Source organism: Sanguibacter gelidistatuariae (assembly GCF_900096585.1).
Classification (GTDB): domain Bacteria; phylum Actinomycetota; class Actinomycetes; order Actinomycetales; family Cellulomonadaceae; genus Sanguibacter; species Sanguibacter gelidistatuariae.
Genome location: NZ_FMYH01000003.1, coordinates 107,406 through 122,802, shown reverse-complemented (window position 1 = coordinate 122,802; position 15,397 = coordinate 107,406). Strand labels below are relative to the sequence as shown.

Sequence of the window (15,397 nt, the reverse complement as noted above, 5' to 3'; positions counted from 1 at the left end):
TGCTGTGCTACCCGATAGTCGATGCGCTGACCTGCCACGGCTGATTCCTCTCACGTTGTACCCACGCTCCCGCATCAATGACCGACGAAGAACCATGGAAGACATTTACTAATACCAGTCTAGACCAAAGGCGGGCAGAGTTCTTCCGCGCACATCGGTCTGCGGCGATGACCGCTAGGGGAAGCGAGGCCCGGGAACCCGGGCAAACGTGGTGTGCAGACGGTAGCGGTCACCCCGGTAGTTGATCGTCGTGATGAGGACCGTCCGTCCTGAGTGGTCTTCGAGCACCTGACGCATGGCAAGCACCGGGTCTCCCGCTGTGAGTCCGAGGGGTTCGGCCAGTTCGGCGCTGCACCCCCGTGCCTCGATGATCGAATCGGCCTGAGCCGTCTCGATCTGGCGCTCGGACAGCTCCCGCAGCAGCGACGCGTGGGTGAAGTCGACAGTCTCGATCCCCTCCACGAGCGCAAGCGGCACCCGTGAGTCGTCGACCCCGATCGCCAGTCCGTCCAGGTGACGGACCCGGACCAGGCGGAAGATGTCGGTTCCCGCGACGATCCCGAACTCTTCGGCCTCGTCGAAGGTCGCCGGGACCACCTCAGCCACCAGGACGGTCGAGGACGGCTCGAGCCCCTTGCGGCGGGCCGTCTCCGTGAACGACTCGAGCGTGTTGGGCCACTCTGGTTCGGCGTGCGCCTTGGCGACGTACCAACCCCGGCCGTGGGAGGAGCTCAGCACCCCCTCCTCGACCAGCTGCTGCAGGGCCTTGCGCAGGGTCACCCGGCTCACGCCGAGCTGCTGGCACAGGTCACGTTCGGCTGGCAGCCGCCGTCCCGGGGGCAGCGTCTGATCAGCGATCCGATGCCGGATCACGTTCGCGGCCTGCACCCACAAGGGGTTCGGGTCATCCGTCACCGACAGCGTCGACTCCGCCATGTTCTCCAACCTCCCTGACAGGAGGCCACCGGCGACCTCCTTGATCCTGCTAGCCACGCGACCCACCATGATGGGGCCCCGAGGGTGCTGCTGTGCTGAGTGCTGGCGCGGCAAGACTGGATGCATGTCGCCAGGCGGGCAACCCTGCCCTACTGCGACATCTGTGCATCCGAGGCGAGCGTATCGAATGCCGCGTCAAGTCCGCTGTCCACACTCCGACGCCCTGTTCCCGCATCAAACCACGTGAGCGTCTCACGCATGCCGCGCGCAAGGGAGAATTCTTCGCTGAAGCCAGGCACGAGTCGCGACAGCTTGGACCGGTCATAGATGACGCAATGCCGGAAGTCCTCACCCAGCACCACATCCATCCACTCGACGACCTTGCCGATGTCCTCGCTCGAACGGTGCACGAGCACCGGCTCGCACCCGGCGGCCGCGGCGACGGTCTGATGGATCTGGTCCCAGGTGATCAGCTCGGACGAGGTGATCTGCACAGCCTCGCCGATCGCGTGCGGGTTGCCCAGGAGCGGCACGAAGGCCCGCGCGAGGTCCTTGGCGTGCATGAGGTTCCACAGCGACGTCCCGTCTCCGTGCACAACGACGGGACGCCCGTCCCGCATCCGCTGGACCGCGGTCCAGCCGGCCAGGAGCGGGAGCGTCGTGGCGTCGTAGACGTGCGAGGGGCGAACGATCGTGACCGGGAACCCAGTCTCACGCTGGGCCTCCTCGAGCAGGAGCTCGCAGCGGATCTTGTTCGCCGGGTACTCGAAGAGCGGCGCGCTGCGCCGGGCCCCCTCGGTGATCGGCAGCACGGCGGCCGGGTGGGCATACACCGAGCAGGTGGAGACGAAGACGAACTGGCTCACCTTCCCGGCGAACATCTCCACGTCCTGCGCGACGTCGTCGGGCGAATAGCCGATGAAGTCCACGACGACGTCGTAGGTCGCGTCGCCGAGCGCCGCCGCCAGGGCCACGGAGTCGCGCACGTCGGCGACGACGGAGCGCACGCCCTCGGGGATCGGGCGTCGCCCTCCCGTGCCACGGGTGACGATCGTGAGGTCGTGGCCGGCGGCGCGGGCCACCTCGGCGCAGGCCGAGCTGATGACGCCGGTGCCACCGAGGAAGAGAACCTTGAGCTGGCTCATAGGGATGGCCTTTCGGTGCGGGAGGGGAGCCGGCCGGTGGCCAGCGAGCGGTCGAGCAGGTAGTCGTAGGACTGGGCGAGCGCGTCGAACATGTCCCCCTCGGTGCGGTCGAGCTCGACGATGCAGCTCTCGAGCGCCGAGCAGGCCCGGACGGTGTCGTCGACGTGCACCGCGCCCTCGCCGAGGGCGGTCATCACGTCGTCCATCCCGGTGGCCGGGCCGTCCTTGACGTGCAGCAGACGAACCCGGTCTCCCCGGCCGCGCACAAGCTCGGCCGCGTCGACCCCGGCGACGGTCGCCCAGTAGAGGTCGACCTCCAGGACCACAGCCGGGTCCAGGACGTCGAGCAGGTGCTCGTAGGCCGAGCGACCGCCCCAGCTGTTCGTGAACTCGGCAAAGTGGTTGTGGTAGCCGATCGTCATCCCGCGGGCCGCGGCCCGACGGGCCGCCTCGTTGACCCGTTCGACGCCGGCACGCACGAGCTCGGGGCTCGCGAACTCCGCCGGCTCCATGCTCCACACGAGGGTCTGCACGCCGAGATCCGCGTAGCAGTCCAGGACCCGCTCCCCCGCGTCCCCGACCGGAAAGTCGACGTGCGCGCTCGTCATGGTCAGCCCGAGGTCGTCGAGGATCGCGCGAGTGTCTGCCGCGCTGTGGCCGTAGAGCGAGATCGGCTCGACGCCGAAGAACCCGATGTCAGCGATTCGCGCGAGCGTGCCCCGGAGGTCGCGGGCGGCCAGTGTGTGCACCGACCACAGCTGGGCCACGGCCGGGGACGGGCGCCACGTGGCCGCCGACGTGACCGTCATGAGGGGTCCTCGGCCGCGCCGGGTCCGATGAACCGGCCGTTGCCGAGCGGGAACCGGGTTGACCAGGACTGGATGTCCTCCGCCTCGACGCCACCGGTCCACAGAACCGCCTGGCGCACGAGCTGGCGGAAGTACGGGCTGCCCCAGGCTCGCATGTCGTGGCCGAGGGCGATGTAGCAGACCCGGCCCGCTCCGTGGTCGCGGACGTAGGCAACCGGCTGGGTGCCGCCGTCGGGGTCGCTGCGCTCGGCGATGACGGTCACGTCGTCGCGCGTGGAGATGACGTAGTACTCGTCCTCCAGAACAAAGTCCCCCAGGTGCGCCGTGACCGGGTGCTCCCCGACGACCTCGACCGTGTATGTCCCCTCGGAGCCGTTGCTCCCGTGGGAGACGTAGGTCGAGCCGAAGAGCTCGTGGGCGACCGCGTCACCGGCCATGCCGTGCGGGCCATAACCGAACAGGTTGCTCGCATGGAGCAGGACGAGCCCGGCTCCCGCGGCGACCCGATCTGCCAGTGCCTGCTGCTGGGCCGGGTCGAATGCGACGCTGGACCGGTAGAGGACAAACACGTCGGCCTCCGAGGTCGGCGGTGCCGCATCGACGAACCGGTCCAGCCCGAGAGCCGGTTCCGCGACGACGCCTGCCTCCAGGACGATGTCACGCAACGCGCTCGAAGCTCCGAGCAGGTCGTGGTGGACGTCGCTTCCGTCGACGACGACCAGTGCGCGCAGAGGTCTAGAAATCTTCACAGTGCTCCTTCGGGGAACTCAGCTCTCGGGGGTGGGACTGTCAGCCGACGTAGGCTTCGGCGTACTCGGTGGCCATCTTGTCGCCGCCGCTCGTCTTCCAGGTCTTGATCGCCTTCTCGAGCGTGGCGGCGGGCTCGCGTCCCAGGAACACCGACATGATCGCGTCGTTGACGCCCTGCTCGAGCGAACCGCTCTTGGCGTTAGCCGTCTCGGAGAACAGGTGCTGGGCCGGGTTGTCGTCGAGGAACGGGATGACCGAGGTCTGCCACGTGTGGATGGCCTCGTCGTTGTCAGGTGCGCCCTGCGGGTTGCACAGGATCTGCGGTCCGCCGGCGATGTAGGCGAAGCCGAGGTCCTGCTCGCGCTGTCCACGGTCGTTGAGCACCGGGATGCCGTCGACGTAGTCGAAGTTGTCCCCTTCGGCGCCGTAGGACTGGATGAAGGACTCGTGCGAGCCGAAGGGCGCCGAGAGCCAGTCCATGACCTTGAGGAACCGGTCGATCTTCGCCGCGTCGTCGGTCTTGGACAGCATGGTGATCGCGTAGGCGCCTCCGCCGGTCCAGTAGACCGGGGTGCCGCCGTCCTTCTCGAAGCTGCGTGCCATCCCGAACTTCAGATCGTGATCGTCGGAGATGATGCCGAAGGCACGGTTCCCGTCGTAAAGCATCGCCAGGCGCGAGGTCCGGAAGAACGCGTCCCGCTGCGTCTTCTCGAGCGTGGCGGTGTCGGGGTGGAAGTAGCCGGCCTTGTACATGTCGGCCATGGCGGCGATCGCGGGGACGAACGCCTCGTGCTCGTAGTGGGGCACGAAGGTGCCGTCTGTGGAACGTGCCCACTTGTTCGGCACGCCGAAGGTCTGCAGCATGAAGTCGGTGATGATGCCGCCGAAGGCGTACACCCCGGCCTTGCTGTCGGTCAGCGCGGCGGCGTTCGCCTTGAACTCCTCCAGGCTCTGCGGGTGCTCGCTCACCCCGGCCGCCTCGAAGAGGTCGGTCTTGGTGTAGAGCTGCCCGCCGAAGATCGGGTCAGACTTCGGCACACCGTAGAGGCGGCCACCGAGGAAGGAGTTGCTCCATGCCGATTCCTGGATGCCGGCGAGGTTCGGGTACTTCTTGACCGCGTCGCCGGCCAGGTACTCCGACAGGTCGGTGAACTTCGCCGCCGCGAGCTCGGGCAGTCGCGGGACGTTCATGTACATCGGCACCGACACGACCTCGGGGAGGTCGTCTCCGGCCACGAGGGCGGGGAACTTCGTCGGGAAGTCCGCGTAGGGGACCATGATCGGCTTGAGGTTGAGGTTGAGCTCGGAGTTGAGGAGCTGCCAGTAGGCGTTCTCCTTGAGCGGCGGCGCCGGCTGGCCGTAGGTCATGACGAGGAACTCGAAGTCGCTGCCGTCACCGACCGTCTGTGCCACGGTCTTGGGCCCGTCCAGCGGGAAGGACTTGTAGACGTCCATCACGCCCTGGGCGTTGCCGGCCAGGAAGGGCTCCGGCTTGAGGGGTGGGACGTTCACGGGCATCGCCGCGAGCGGCAGGCCGCTTCCTCCCGCTGCGGCCGTCCCGCCCCCGCCGCTGCTGCTGCAGGCGGACAGGATCGAGCCGCCGAAGGCGAGCGCAGCCGCTCCGATCAGGCCACCCTTGAGCAGCGATCGGCGTGACATGCCCTGTGCGTCGAGCCCAAATGCGGAACCACGGTGTTGCGTCATTTTCTCTCCTGGTGTGTATGGGTTTGATATGTATGGGCCGGTCAGCCCGTGACGTGTGAAGATCGATCAGCCCTTGACGGCGCCGGTCAGCATGCCCTTGGACATGTGCTTGGTGAGGAACGGGTAGGCGCACAAGATGGGGAGCGTCGCGATGACCACGAGCGCCATCTGGATCGCTTGCTGAGGGGGCGGGACCGTCCCGGGGATGTTCGTCGCCGTCGAGGAGACGTTTCCCTGCAGGACGAAGGACCGCATGAGCAGCTGCAGCGGCCACATGTTCGAGTCGTTGAGGTAGAGCAGCGGGCCGAAGTAGTTGTTCCAGTAGCCGACGGCCAAGAACAGCCCCACGACCGCGACCGCGGCCACCGAGAGCGGGAGCACGATCTTGGAGAGCACCTTCCACTCGCTCGCGCCGTCGATCCGCGCCGCGTCGAAGATCTCCCCCGGGATTCCTTGGATGAACCCACGGATGATGATGATGTTGAACGCGCTCACTGCCCCCGGGATGATGAGGGCCCAGTAGGTGTTGAGCATGCCGAGGTTCTTCACCATGAGGTAGACCGGGATCATGCCCGGACCGAACAGCAACGTGATGAGGACGAAGGTCAGCAGGCCGCGCTGGAACAGCGACCCCTTGCGGGACAGGCCGTAGGCCGCCAGCACGGTGCAGAACAGGCTGAACGCCGTTCCGACCGCGGTGATGCCGATGCTGATGATGATGGCCCGGGTGACCTGGGTCCCGTTGAAGATCTGGTGGTAGGCGTCCAGGGAGAAGCTCGCCGGCCAGATGACATACCCGCCGTTGGCGTCGATGTCGGCCTGGGTGGCCAGGCTCGTGGAGACGACCACGACGAAGGGGAAGATGACCACGAGGCAGATGAGGACAAGGGCGATCCCGCGCACGATCGACGTGCTCAGACGCGGCTTGCCCATCCACGCGGGACGTTCGACGGCGCTCATCGTTGGTAGATCCCTTCTTCTCCGAGCTTGTGGGCGAGGCTGTTGGCGCCAAGCACCAGGACCAGACTGACGATCCCCTTGAGCAGGCCGGCGGCTGTCGCCGCCCCCCAGTTCCCGTCGACGATGCCGTTGAAGTACACGTAGGTGTCGAGGACCTCGGCGGCCCCCGGTCCGACGGCGTCTCGCTGGAGCAGGATCTGCTCGAATCCGACCGAGAGGGCGTCACCGAGGCGGAGGATCAGCATGAGCACGATGATCGGGCGCATCCCCGGCAGCGTGACGTGCCAGAACCGCATTCCGGAACCGGCCCCGTCGATCGTGGCGGCCTCGTACTGGCTCGCATCGATCGCGGCGATGGCCGCGAGGAAGATGATGGTCCCCCAGCCGGCGTCCTTCCAGACTCCCTGGAAGACGAGCAACAGCTTGAACGTGTCGGGGTTCGACATGATGTCGAGCGGACTCACGCCGTTGGTCACGAGGAAGCGGTTGAGGGCGCCCGCACCTCCGAACATCTGCTGGAACAGTGCGACGATGATGACCCAGGACAAGAAGTGCGGCAGGTAGATCACGGACTGCACGAACCGCTTGATCGACGAGTGCAGGACCGAGTGCAGGAACACTGCGAGGGCGATCGGGATGGGGAAGAACAACAGCAGCTGGAGGGCCGTGATCTGCAGCGTGTTCACGAGCGCGTTCCAGAACGCGTCGTCGTGGAACAGCGCTGTGAAGTTGTCGAACCCGACCCACGCGGACCCGCCGAACCCCAGGAAGGGCACGTAGTCCATGAAGGCGATCGCATTGCCGAGCAGGGGGATGTAGGTGAACAACCCCAGCACGATCACGGTCGGCGCCACCATGATCAACAGGGGATAGTCACGACGCAGCCGCGTGAGAAAGGCGACGTGCCGCTTCTGCTCGCGTGGTGCTCCCGGGGAGCGACCCGCTGAGCGTCGACGCGAGACCGCCGGCGCTGGTGCTTGATCAAGTGCCACGCTGCCCTCTTCCTCGTCCATGGCTCTCAGTCCGCCACTGTGCGGACCAAGCAAGACCATCGGTTGCCATGTAAGATACCACTAGAACCAAGAGGGTGACAACCATCACCATTCCTGGTCCTCGCACGGCATCTGCACCACGGGCACCGCAGCCCGTCCCCAGCGGCACCTGGTTCTACCGAACGTTCTGGAGAAGCATGGAAAACTACGAAAATCTGCTCCCCCGTCCCACAATCGCAATGGCGCACGGTGGGAACCTGTCCCTCAGAGACGGCGTGATCGTCCGCTCGGGGAGCCCCGAGAGTGCCCATCTGATGGCTCAGACCATCGAGACACTGGTACGCCGTGGTCTGACCATTCAGGCTGCGACCGGGTCCGTAGAGACACCCGCGGCTGGACCATCTGGAGCCGCCGCCGGCCCCGCCCTCGTGACCGTGACTGCCGTCACCGGCCGCGCCGAGGAGTGGTACCGGGTCACGGTCACCCCCGCCGGCATCCACGTCGAGGTCAGCGGCGCCCAAGGACTGGTCCACGCGCTCACGACCTTCACCCAGCTCCTGCCCGCCGACGCGCTGCGGCTCGCCGGTCCTGGCCACGGGACCTGGTCCCTGCCGTGCGGGATGGTCGAGGACTCCCCCGTGTTCCCCTGGCGCGGCGGCATGCTCGACGTCGCGCGGCACTTCTTCCCCAAGCGCACCGTCCTGCGCTACATCGACCTGCTCGCCGCGCACCGCTTCAACCGGCTGCACCTGCACCTGAGCGACGACCAGGGCTGGCGGATCGCGAGCGAGCGGTTCCCCCGGCTCGCCAGCCACGCGTCGTGGCGGGCCTCGACCAAGCTCGGACCCGAGGGCGAGCACGACAACACCCCGCACGGCGGCCAGTACACCCTCGCCGACCTCGCCGAGATCGCCGCATACGGCCGCGCCCGCGGCATCGTCGTCGTCCCCGAGATCGACATCCCCGGGCACACGAGCGCGCTGCGCGCCGCATACCCCGACCTGGGACAGCCCGGCGTCGAGCACACGATCCAGGACACGGTGTGGGCGGGCGGGTCATCCATCAGCCCGACCGAGCCGGTCATCGCCTTCCTCGCCGAGGTGCTTGACGAGCTGTGCGAGGCGATGGACCCGCCGTACGTCCACCTGGGCGGCGACGAGTGCGACATGTCCTGGTGGGAGGCCGACCCGGCGATCGCCGCCGAGATGACAACCCACGGATACACCCAGGCCCGCGAGATGCACGGCCACATGCTGAGGGCGCTCGCCACGCACCTGCAGGGCCGGGGCATTCGCACGATCGTCTGGGACGAGGGGTACGTGACCGGCGGGGTGCTCGAGGACACGATCGTCATGGCCTGGCGCGGCGACAACGCCGCAGCCCGTGCCGCGACGACGCACGACGTCATCCGGTCCCCGCTCTTCCCGACGTACTTCAACTTCGATCAGTCCTCCGACCCCGACGAACCACGCTCAGAAGGCGGACCGATCACGCTCGACGACGTGGCCGCCTTCGCCCCGGCCCCCGCGGACTGGACGCCCGAGCAGCGCTCCCACGTGCTCGGAGGTCAGTTCCAGGTGTGGACCGAGTGGGTGCCGACCGAGGAGCGCATCGACTACCTCGTCTTCCCGCGTGCCGCGGTGCTGTCCGAGGTGCTGTGGGCAGGCACTCCCGCCGACCCCACCGACCTGTTCGCGCGGCTCGTAAGACACCTGGACCGTCTGGAGGCGCTTGGGGTCGCCTACCGTCCGCTCGACGGGCCGCACCCGTGGCAGCAGGGCGGGACCGGGGTCTGGCAGCGGACCGCGAGCGGGACGATCGAGGAGACCCGCAAGTGGGTGGACTCGGTCTCCGAGGAGCCGTGACCGCGGCCCGCTAGATCAGCGATACGGGAGGGCCTGCCGCACAAGAAATCGTGTGGCAGGCCCTCGTCGTATGTCGTGTCTCAGGCGCCCGTCGTCAGGTCCCGGACCATCGTCGATCCCCAGTCGTGGACCCGCTCCTCGGTGAACCCGAGGGCCAGGTAGAAGGCTCGTGCGCGGGGGTTGCCGGCGCCCACCCCGAGGTGCACGCCGGGGACCCCGCGCTCGCGCAGCGCGTGCAGCAGCACGTCCATGAGCCGGCGGCCGTTCCCGCCTCCCTGCGCCTGCGGCAGAAGGTCGATGTGCAGGTGTGCCGGGAACCGGCGGAAGAGCTCGTCGTCGTGGGGACGGGTGCTGGCGATGTGCTGCACCCGTTCCCAGTCCTGCGAACCGTCGCCGGGATCTGTACCCGGGTGACCCGCGAGCTGCTCGCGCAGCGTGGGCCACCAGCTCCGCTCGAGCCACTCCTCGAAGCGGAGGGTGTCCGCGGTCGCGACGATGTAGCCGAGCAGCCCATCGGCACCGACCAGGACGAAGGTGAGTCCCGCGTCGGCCAGCGGATACGGGCCCGCGTAGACGTGGCCGAGCAGGAAGGGGTCGTGGTACAGCGCGCTCGCATCAGCCCCGGAGTCGCCCGTGCGGAGGCAGATGTTGTACAGACCGGGGAGGTCGGAGGGGACGAAGGGGCGCAGCGTCGTCACGCCCGCGACTGTCGTAGCACTCGCGTGAGCTCCGGTCGCGGCGCTCATCGGGCGGCCGCCACGGCGAGCAGGAACCAGCCGGAGTGCGGGATCCACTGCTCGGCCCAACGCCAGGAGTCCCCGCCCTGCGCGGGGCCGTTCGGCATGAGGGCAATATCGCTCTCGTCCTCGAATCCGCTGGTCACGCCGTTGAGGATACCGCCCGGGACGTTTTGGAACGCCGTCGAGTACTCGACGTTGTTGAACCCGCGGCCCTGGAGCATGGAGGAGTCGAAGGGGTTGAGACCGGTGACCCAGGAGAGCTGGTCGTCGCTCAGCCGCAGCAACCGTGCGGCGAGGGCGGGGTCGCAGTCGTCGAGCTCGGAGGCGAGGGTCGCGGCGTAGGCGATCGAGGAGATGTTGGCGTTCTCCCCCTGCCACCAGTAGCCGGTCTCGTTCTCGTGCGGGTAGAAGAACGCGTCGCGTGGCTGCTCGCCGGCGGGCTGGACGTACTGGCGGAAGTAGCCGAAGGGGTTGACCACCCCGTCCACCCGCGTCACCAGGTCCCGGGCCAGGTCGAGCGCCGTACGCCGGGCGTCGGCGACGAAGGAGTCCCCGTCCAGGACCTCGACGAAGCGCAGCAGCGCGATGATCGGCAGCCCGGACTCAGCCGCGTGGAAGAACGGCCGACCGTCGGCGTCGCCCTCGAGGTAACCGACGCCGCCAGGGTCCGTGCGGTATCGAGCCACGAGCGACTCACCGCGGCGGCGGGCGGCCGCGCGGTAGGGACCGACGTCGTCGCCGGCATGCTGCGCGGCGGCCACCAGCTCGACGGCGGCCAGCAGTGCGCAGTAGTCGTCGATGATCGACTCGGTGCCGTCGAAGAGGTACTCGAGGTTGTGCTCCTCGAGGTGGTCGAAGCCGCGGCGGGCGGCCGCGAGGTACTCCGGGCGGCTGAAGTCGCCGTCGGTATCGAGGGTGGACGCGCGGGCCAGCGCGGCGATCGCGAGCCCGCCGCCGTGGCGGTAGGCGGCCTGCCAGCGCTGGGTGCGCACGCTGTTCTGCAGGGGCGCGTTGATCACGCGTTCGTCCAGGTTCTTGGTGAGCGCGTCGAAGATCGCGGTGTAGAAGAAGCCCTGCGGCGACTGGAAGCGGACGAGGAAGTCGGCGCCGAAGAGCGCCTCGTCGCGCAGTCGGTTGCCGTGCGCCGCGGCGACCTCCTTGTGCCGGCCGGCGAGCTCGTCGCGGGCGGCCATCATGGCCCACGCGCACAGCGGCATCTGCTGCGGGCTCATCATCGTGGTGTACGTGAGGTGGCTGAGGAACTTGGAGAAGTCCCCCGAGGCGTCGAGCCAGCCGCCGCGGGCGTCGACCTCGGCGCCGGAGGTGTCGTCGTAGAAACGGGCGTGGCGGTCCTTGCGGTCGATCTCCCCCGAGGAGCGCACCGCGCGGAAGTAGGCGAGCAGGTCGGAGACCGTCTGGAACTGCAGCCGGTGCTCCCCCACCACGAACGGCCGGGAGCTGATGGTGCGGTCGGCGTCGGTCACGTCGACGCGGTATGTCCCGGGCTCTGTGATCGCGCCAAGATCGAGGCGGCGATAGCGGCCCGTGGTCCAGCCGTCGACAGTCTGTGCCGGGCCGGCCTGGAGCGTGGCGACGATGACCTCCTCGCCGTCGACCCGGACCACCGCGACGGGACCGAGGAGCCGGTCGTCCGCGGTCGCGATGATCGCCGTCTTGGTCCCGGCGAGGCCGTAGCCCAGGTGGTTGGCCAGGATGGTCATGGGTGGCGGGTTCGCCGCGATCTGTATTGCCGCGGTCGATATTGCCGCTGTCGGTGTTGCCGCTGCTTGTGCCGCTGATGTCAGCGCCACGGCTGCGAGCGTCGCTGCTGTCTGCGCCACTGTCGTCTTCGTCACTGTCGTCTTCACGTCCTCATCGACTGGCCTCTACCACTGCATACCAGAAGATACATTAGCGCGTCGCGGGGCCTTGGTCGTGGACACAGCCCGCGTCGACCCGCCGAGAGCTCACCAGACCCGGGCGGTCGACTGCGCCCTGAGTGTCACCCCGTCGGAGAACAGGCTCGTCACCGGACTGATCAGCGCCGGCTGGGCGAGGGAGGTGAGCACCACGCGCGCCGACCGCCCGTCGGGCGAGCTTGCCTCGAGCACGACGACGTCGCTCAGCCCGTTCATCGCGTCGGGGTGAGCGACAAGGTAGTCGGCGACCGCCCGCACGACGTCGTCGTCGGTGAGCGGCAGGTTCGCGTCGGTGCTGGCGGGTCCGGCGGTTCCCGCGTTCGGGGCACCGGGTGCCCCGATCGCACCGTAGATGGACTCCTCGGTCATCGCGTCGGCGGCCGCGAGTGCGAGGTTGTCGGCGAGGTCGATGAGCCGTTTGCGCTCCAGGTGGATACCCGTGAGCGACACGATCACGGTCACCAGGAGCAGGACGACGAGCGTGAGGCCGAGCGCCAGGACGAGGATCTGGCCGCTCTCGTCGCCGCGGGCGGGCAGCCGGGACGCCCACCTACGGTGCGCGCCGACAGGACCGGTGCTCATCGCGGTGCCTCCTTGTACTCGTCGACGGGCGTGACCACGTGCGCCGAGACGGGGATCGACAGCGGGAGCCACGCGCCGGGTCCGCCGCCCAGGCCCGGGAACGTGACGTCGATACGCACGGTCGTGGCGATCTCGGACCCGGGCGCGAGGCACACGGCGGAGCAGGCGATGGTCAACGCAGTCGCCGGATCGGCGTCGTCGAACCCTTGGTCCGCGAGCGCGATGGCGACGGCGGAGCGGGCTCGGTCGAGGCCAGCGTCGGCCGTCTCGGCGATCGAGAGCGCCCTTCCCGCGTCCTTCGCCGCTCCCTGGGCGGCGAAGGCGGCGGCCTGGACGCGGCCGAGGGTCAGCACGAGGTAGAGCGTGGGGATCATGAGGACGAGTGCCGCCCCGAGAAACTCCACGAGGGCGTTCCCGTCGTCGTGCCCGGCGAGGCCACGAGCGCGCGCCACGAGGCGGGCCGCGCCCGCGCGCCCGCGGATCAGGGCCCTGCCCGCTGCGGGTGTCGCCGCGCCGTCTGGACAGGTCATGGCCCCTCCCGCAGCGCGTGCCCGGTCACCGTGATGACGCCTGCTGGACCCCACAGGCCGATCACCGGGATCGGCGCGCTGACCTCGACCTGAACAAGGTCCAGTTCCCCGTCGGTCACGTACGACGCCACCACGTCGCGGGCATAGGTCGCACTCAAGGACGCGGTGACGAGCTCGCGGGTGCGGTCCTCGCCGTCGGCCAGGCCGCGGTCCGCCCGGGAGGCTCGGCGCGCGCCCTCCGCGGCGCAATCGATGAGCACGGACCTCACGTGCACGATCACGGCCACCTGGACCAGTCCCAGGAACATCACCGTGACCAGGAGGGACACGAGCAGGAAGCCAGCGACGGCCGATCCGCTCTCCCGATCCCCCAGGTCCGCGCCCCTGCCCTCGATCACGGTCCCTTGACGCTCTCCAAGGCGGAGTCGAACATCTCGGTGAGCGCGGGGCCGGCGACCGCCCAGATGGCGACCACGAGGCCTGCGGTCATAAGGGTTATAAGGACCCATCCAGGCACATCGCCCCGTTCGCGGTCACCGACCCGAGACATGAACGTGGCGAAGCGCTGGGCGGGGGTGCGCCGGGTGACGGGGCGTCGGATGTGCGTCGTGCTGGTCATGGGTGACCCTTTCGCAGGAGCGGATGGAGCGACGGACGAGCGGAACAGGTCGATCAGGGCACCTCACAATCCGATCTGCAGCGTGATGAGGGACGGAAATACCGCAAAAACCACTGTGACCGGCAAGATCAGGAAGACCACCGGGACGAGCATGAGGACCTCTTTCTTGCCGCCAAGCTCCATGAGCGCCCGGCGACTGGCCTCGCGGACGTCCTGGGCCTGGAAGCGCAGCACGTCGGCGAGCGGGGTCCCGCGCTCGACCGCGACGCTGACCCCCTCGGCAAAGCGGGCCAGGGTCGCCACGCCGGTCCGGTCGGCGAGCGCCTCGAGGGCTCGGGTGAGCGGCACCCCGGAACGCACGGCTGCAAGCGTGATCCGCAGCTCGGACGTGAGCTCCCCGTGCGCCGACCGTGACACCCGCTCGAGTGCACCTACCGGTCCTTCACCGGCGCCCACCGACAGGGCGAGCAGCTCGGCGATCGTCGGGAACTCGAGCATCATTCGTTCTTCACGGCGGCGGACCTGCTGTCCGAGCCGGTAGTCGCAGGCGACGACCATCGACACTGCGGCCACCAGCACGAGGATCGACAGCATGACGGGTGAAGGCCGCCGGGTCGCGGCCAGCAGGAGCGCGAGCGCGATGCCCCCGGCCAGGCCGACCGCGCCCCAGGCGACCTGGGTGATCCGGAACTGCTCGGTCGACTCCAGCCGCCCCGCTCGGGCGAGCTTGCGCTCGAGCTCCGCGGTGGGTGAGCCGAGCCGCCCGACCAGGCGCGCGGCGTCGTGCAGCCAGGGGGCCACGAGGCGTTCCAGGACGCCGAAGGGAGAGCTCACGGGCGCCTCCCCGAGCAGACCCGACGTCGGGTCCGGGATCGAGAGGTACGGCGCGAGGCGTTCGTCGAAGCGGACCGGCCGCGCGCGCAGCGCCGCGGCGGTGACCAGGACCCCCGCGGCGAAGAGCGCGCCCATCAGAACCCCGATCACCGCAGCACCCGGATGTCCTGGGGCAGCCGCCCGATCCGCACCATGAGCTGGTAGGCCGCGATCGAGCACGCGGCCCCACCGACGAGCACGCCCGCCCCGAGCGGGGAGTTGTAGGCGGCCGCGGCCTCCGGGCGGGTCGCGAGGAAGGCGAGCACGACCCACGGCCCGGCGGCCGCCGTGCGCGCGCCGGCCACGGTCCAGCTCTGGCGCGCCTCGAGCTCACCGCGCGTGCGCAGATCCTCCCGCAGGAACGCCGACAGTGTCCGCAGCAGCCGCCCGAGGTCGGTCCCGCCCACGTCGCGGGTGATCCGCAGGGCCTCGATGACGCGGTCCGCCGCCGGGTCCGCGAGACGCGCCTTGAGCGTCAGGAGGCTCTCCTCGAATCGTCCCGAGGACCGGTAGTCGCGGGCAAAGGCCCGGAAGGGTTCGCGCAGCTGGATCGGCCCCCGCTCACCGATCTGGGCGACGGCCTCGGGCAGGGACAGCCCGGCCCGGACGCCCGATCCGAGGTGGTCGACAACTTCCGGCCAGAGCTCGCGGAGCTCGATCCGGCGACGGCGGCTCCGGGACTTCACGAGCGCCATCGGGCCCAGGCCGGCGATCAGCGCGAAGGCCATCGCGATGGGTCCCGAGGCGGTCAGCGCCCACGTCACCACGAGCGCGACCGCGGCGACGGCGGCGCTGGCGCCGACGAAGCCCCGCGGGGTGACCGACGCCGCCCCGGAATGGACAAGCAGGTCTTGAAGCTGGAGCGCCCACCGGGCCTGCGACCGCGCGGCACGCGCGGGCCCCGACCAGCAGGACAGCCACACGCACAGCACACCGGCGCCGAGCAGCAGACCGCAGACGACTCCCATCGCGG

Annotated in this window: 16 protein-coding genes; 1 reads left to right on the top strand and 15 read right to left on the bottom strand. The window is 69.1% G+C overall.

Annotated elements, in window-relative coordinates:
• Positions 1-174: 174 nt before the first annotated feature.
• The 7 genes from BLQ50_RS08300 to BLQ50_RS08270 all read right to left on the bottom strand — a co-directional run bounded on the left by BLQ50_RS08300 (position 175) and on the right by BLQ50_RS08270 (position 7,161).
• The gene (locus BLQ50_RS08300) at positions 175-993 is read right to left on the bottom strand and encodes a GntR family transcriptional regulator (RefSeq protein WP_245701020.1); all 819 of its coding nucleotides are present in this window, start codon (positions 991-993) and stop codon (positions 175-177) included.
• A 92-nt stretch (positions 994-1,085) separates the two neighbouring features.
• A complete protein-coding gene (locus BLQ50_RS08295) occupies positions 1,086-2,081 on the bottom strand; it encodes an NAD-dependent epimerase/dehydratase family protein (protein ID WP_093182819.1) in 996 nt (331 codons plus the stop codon).
• A complete protein-coding gene (locus tag BLQ50_RS08290) occupies positions 2,078-2,890 on the bottom strand; it encodes a sugar phosphate isomerase/epimerase family protein (protein WP_093182818.1) in 813 nt (270 codons plus the stop codon). The genes BLQ50_RS08295 and BLQ50_RS08290 overlap by 4 nt, the downstream gene beginning before the upstream one ends.
• Complete coding sequence (locus tag BLQ50_RS08285; RefSeq protein ID WP_093182816.1) at positions 2,887-3,639, bottom strand: ThuA domain-containing protein; 753 nt, start codon at positions 3,637-3,639, stop codon at positions 2,887-2,889. Before BLQ50_RS08285 ends, BLQ50_RS08290 begins: the two co-directional genes overlap by 4 nt.
• A 40-nt stretch (positions 3,640-3,679) precedes the next feature.
• The gene (locus BLQ50_RS08280; protein ID WP_139185788.1) at positions 3,680-5,344 is read right to left on the bottom strand and encodes a type 2 periplasmic-binding domain-containing protein; all 1,665 of its coding nucleotides are present in this window, start codon (positions 5,342-5,344) and stop codon (positions 3,680-3,682) included.
• Positions 5,345-5,410: 66 nt separating this feature from the next.
• Positions 5,411-6,304: a carbohydrate ABC transporter permease gene (locus tag BLQ50_RS08275; protein WP_093182814.1), complete on the bottom strand. Its 894-nt coding sequence runs from the start codon at positions 6,302-6,304 to the stop codon at positions 5,411-5,413.
• A complete protein-coding gene (locus BLQ50_RS08270; protein ID WP_245701018.1) occupies positions 6,301-7,161 on the bottom strand; it encodes an ABC transporter permease in 861 nt (286 codons plus the stop codon). The genes BLQ50_RS08275 and BLQ50_RS08270 overlap by 4 nt, the downstream gene beginning before the upstream one ends.
• Positions 7,162-7,493: 332 nt before the next feature.
• On the opposite strand from BLQ50_RS08270, the gene BLQ50_RS08265 reads away from it, so the two are divergent.
• Complete coding sequence (locus BLQ50_RS08265; RefSeq protein ID WP_093182810.1) at positions 7,494-9,161, top strand: beta-N-acetylhexosaminidase; 1,668 nt, start codon at positions 7,494-7,496, stop codon at positions 9,159-9,161.
• 80 nt (positions 9,162-9,241) lie between these two features.
• Here BLQ50_RS08265 and BLQ50_RS08260 read toward each other — a convergent pair whose 3' ends face one another.
• The 8 genes from BLQ50_RS08260 to BLQ50_RS08225 all read right to left on the bottom strand — a co-directional run bounded on the left by BLQ50_RS08260 (position 9,242) and on the right by BLQ50_RS08225 (position 15,392).
• Positions 9,242-9,859 (bottom strand): GNAT family N-acetyltransferase, encoded by a 618-nt coding sequence (locus BLQ50_RS08260; protein ID WP_245701017.1) that lies wholly within the window; start codon positions 9,857-9,859, stop codon positions 9,242-9,244.
• Positions 9,860-9,903: 44 nt separating this feature from the next.
• Positions 9,904-11,622 carry a glycoside hydrolase family 9 protein gene (locus tag BLQ50_RS08255; protein ID WP_093182807.1) on the bottom strand — a complete coding sequence of 573 codons (1,719 nt, stop codon included), beginning with the start codon at positions 11,620-11,622 and terminating at the stop codon, positions 9,904-9,906.
• Between the two features lie 246 nt (positions 11,623-11,868).
• A complete protein-coding gene (locus tag BLQ50_RS08250) occupies positions 11,869-12,402 on the bottom strand; it encodes a pilus assembly protein TadG-related protein (RefSeq protein WP_139185787.1) in 534 nt (177 codons plus the stop codon).
• Positions 12,399-12,932, bottom strand: a complete 534-nt coding sequence (locus tag BLQ50_RS08245) for a pilus assembly protein (protein ID WP_245701015.1) — start codon at positions 12,930-12,932, stop codon at positions 12,399-12,401. Before BLQ50_RS08245 ends, BLQ50_RS08250 begins: the two co-directional genes overlap by 4 nt.
• Positions 12,929-13,330, bottom strand: coding sequence for a TadE family protein (locus BLQ50_RS08240; protein ID WP_245701013.1), 402 nt, complete (start codon positions 13,328-13,330; stop codon positions 12,929-12,931). The genes BLQ50_RS08245 and BLQ50_RS08240 overlap by 4 nt, the downstream gene beginning before the upstream one ends.
• On the bottom strand, positions 13,327-13,551 hold the full coding sequence (locus BLQ50_RS19030; protein WP_093182806.1) for a hypothetical protein: 225 nt from the start codon (positions 13,549-13,551) through the stop codon (positions 13,327-13,329). Before BLQ50_RS19030 ends, BLQ50_RS08240 begins: the two co-directional genes overlap by 4 nt.
• 63 nt (positions 13,552-13,614) lie before the next feature.
• On the bottom strand, positions 13,615-14,535 hold the full coding sequence (locus tag BLQ50_RS08230; protein WP_342672057.1) for a type II secretion system F family protein: 921 nt from the start codon (positions 14,533-14,535) through the stop codon (positions 13,615-13,617).
• A complete protein-coding gene (locus BLQ50_RS08225; protein WP_093182805.1) occupies positions 14,532-15,392 on the bottom strand; it encodes a type II secretion system F family protein in 861 nt (286 codons plus the stop codon). Before BLQ50_RS08225 ends, BLQ50_RS08230 begins: the two co-directional genes overlap by 4 nt.
• Between the last annotated feature and the right edge of the window lie 5 nt (positions 15,393-15,397).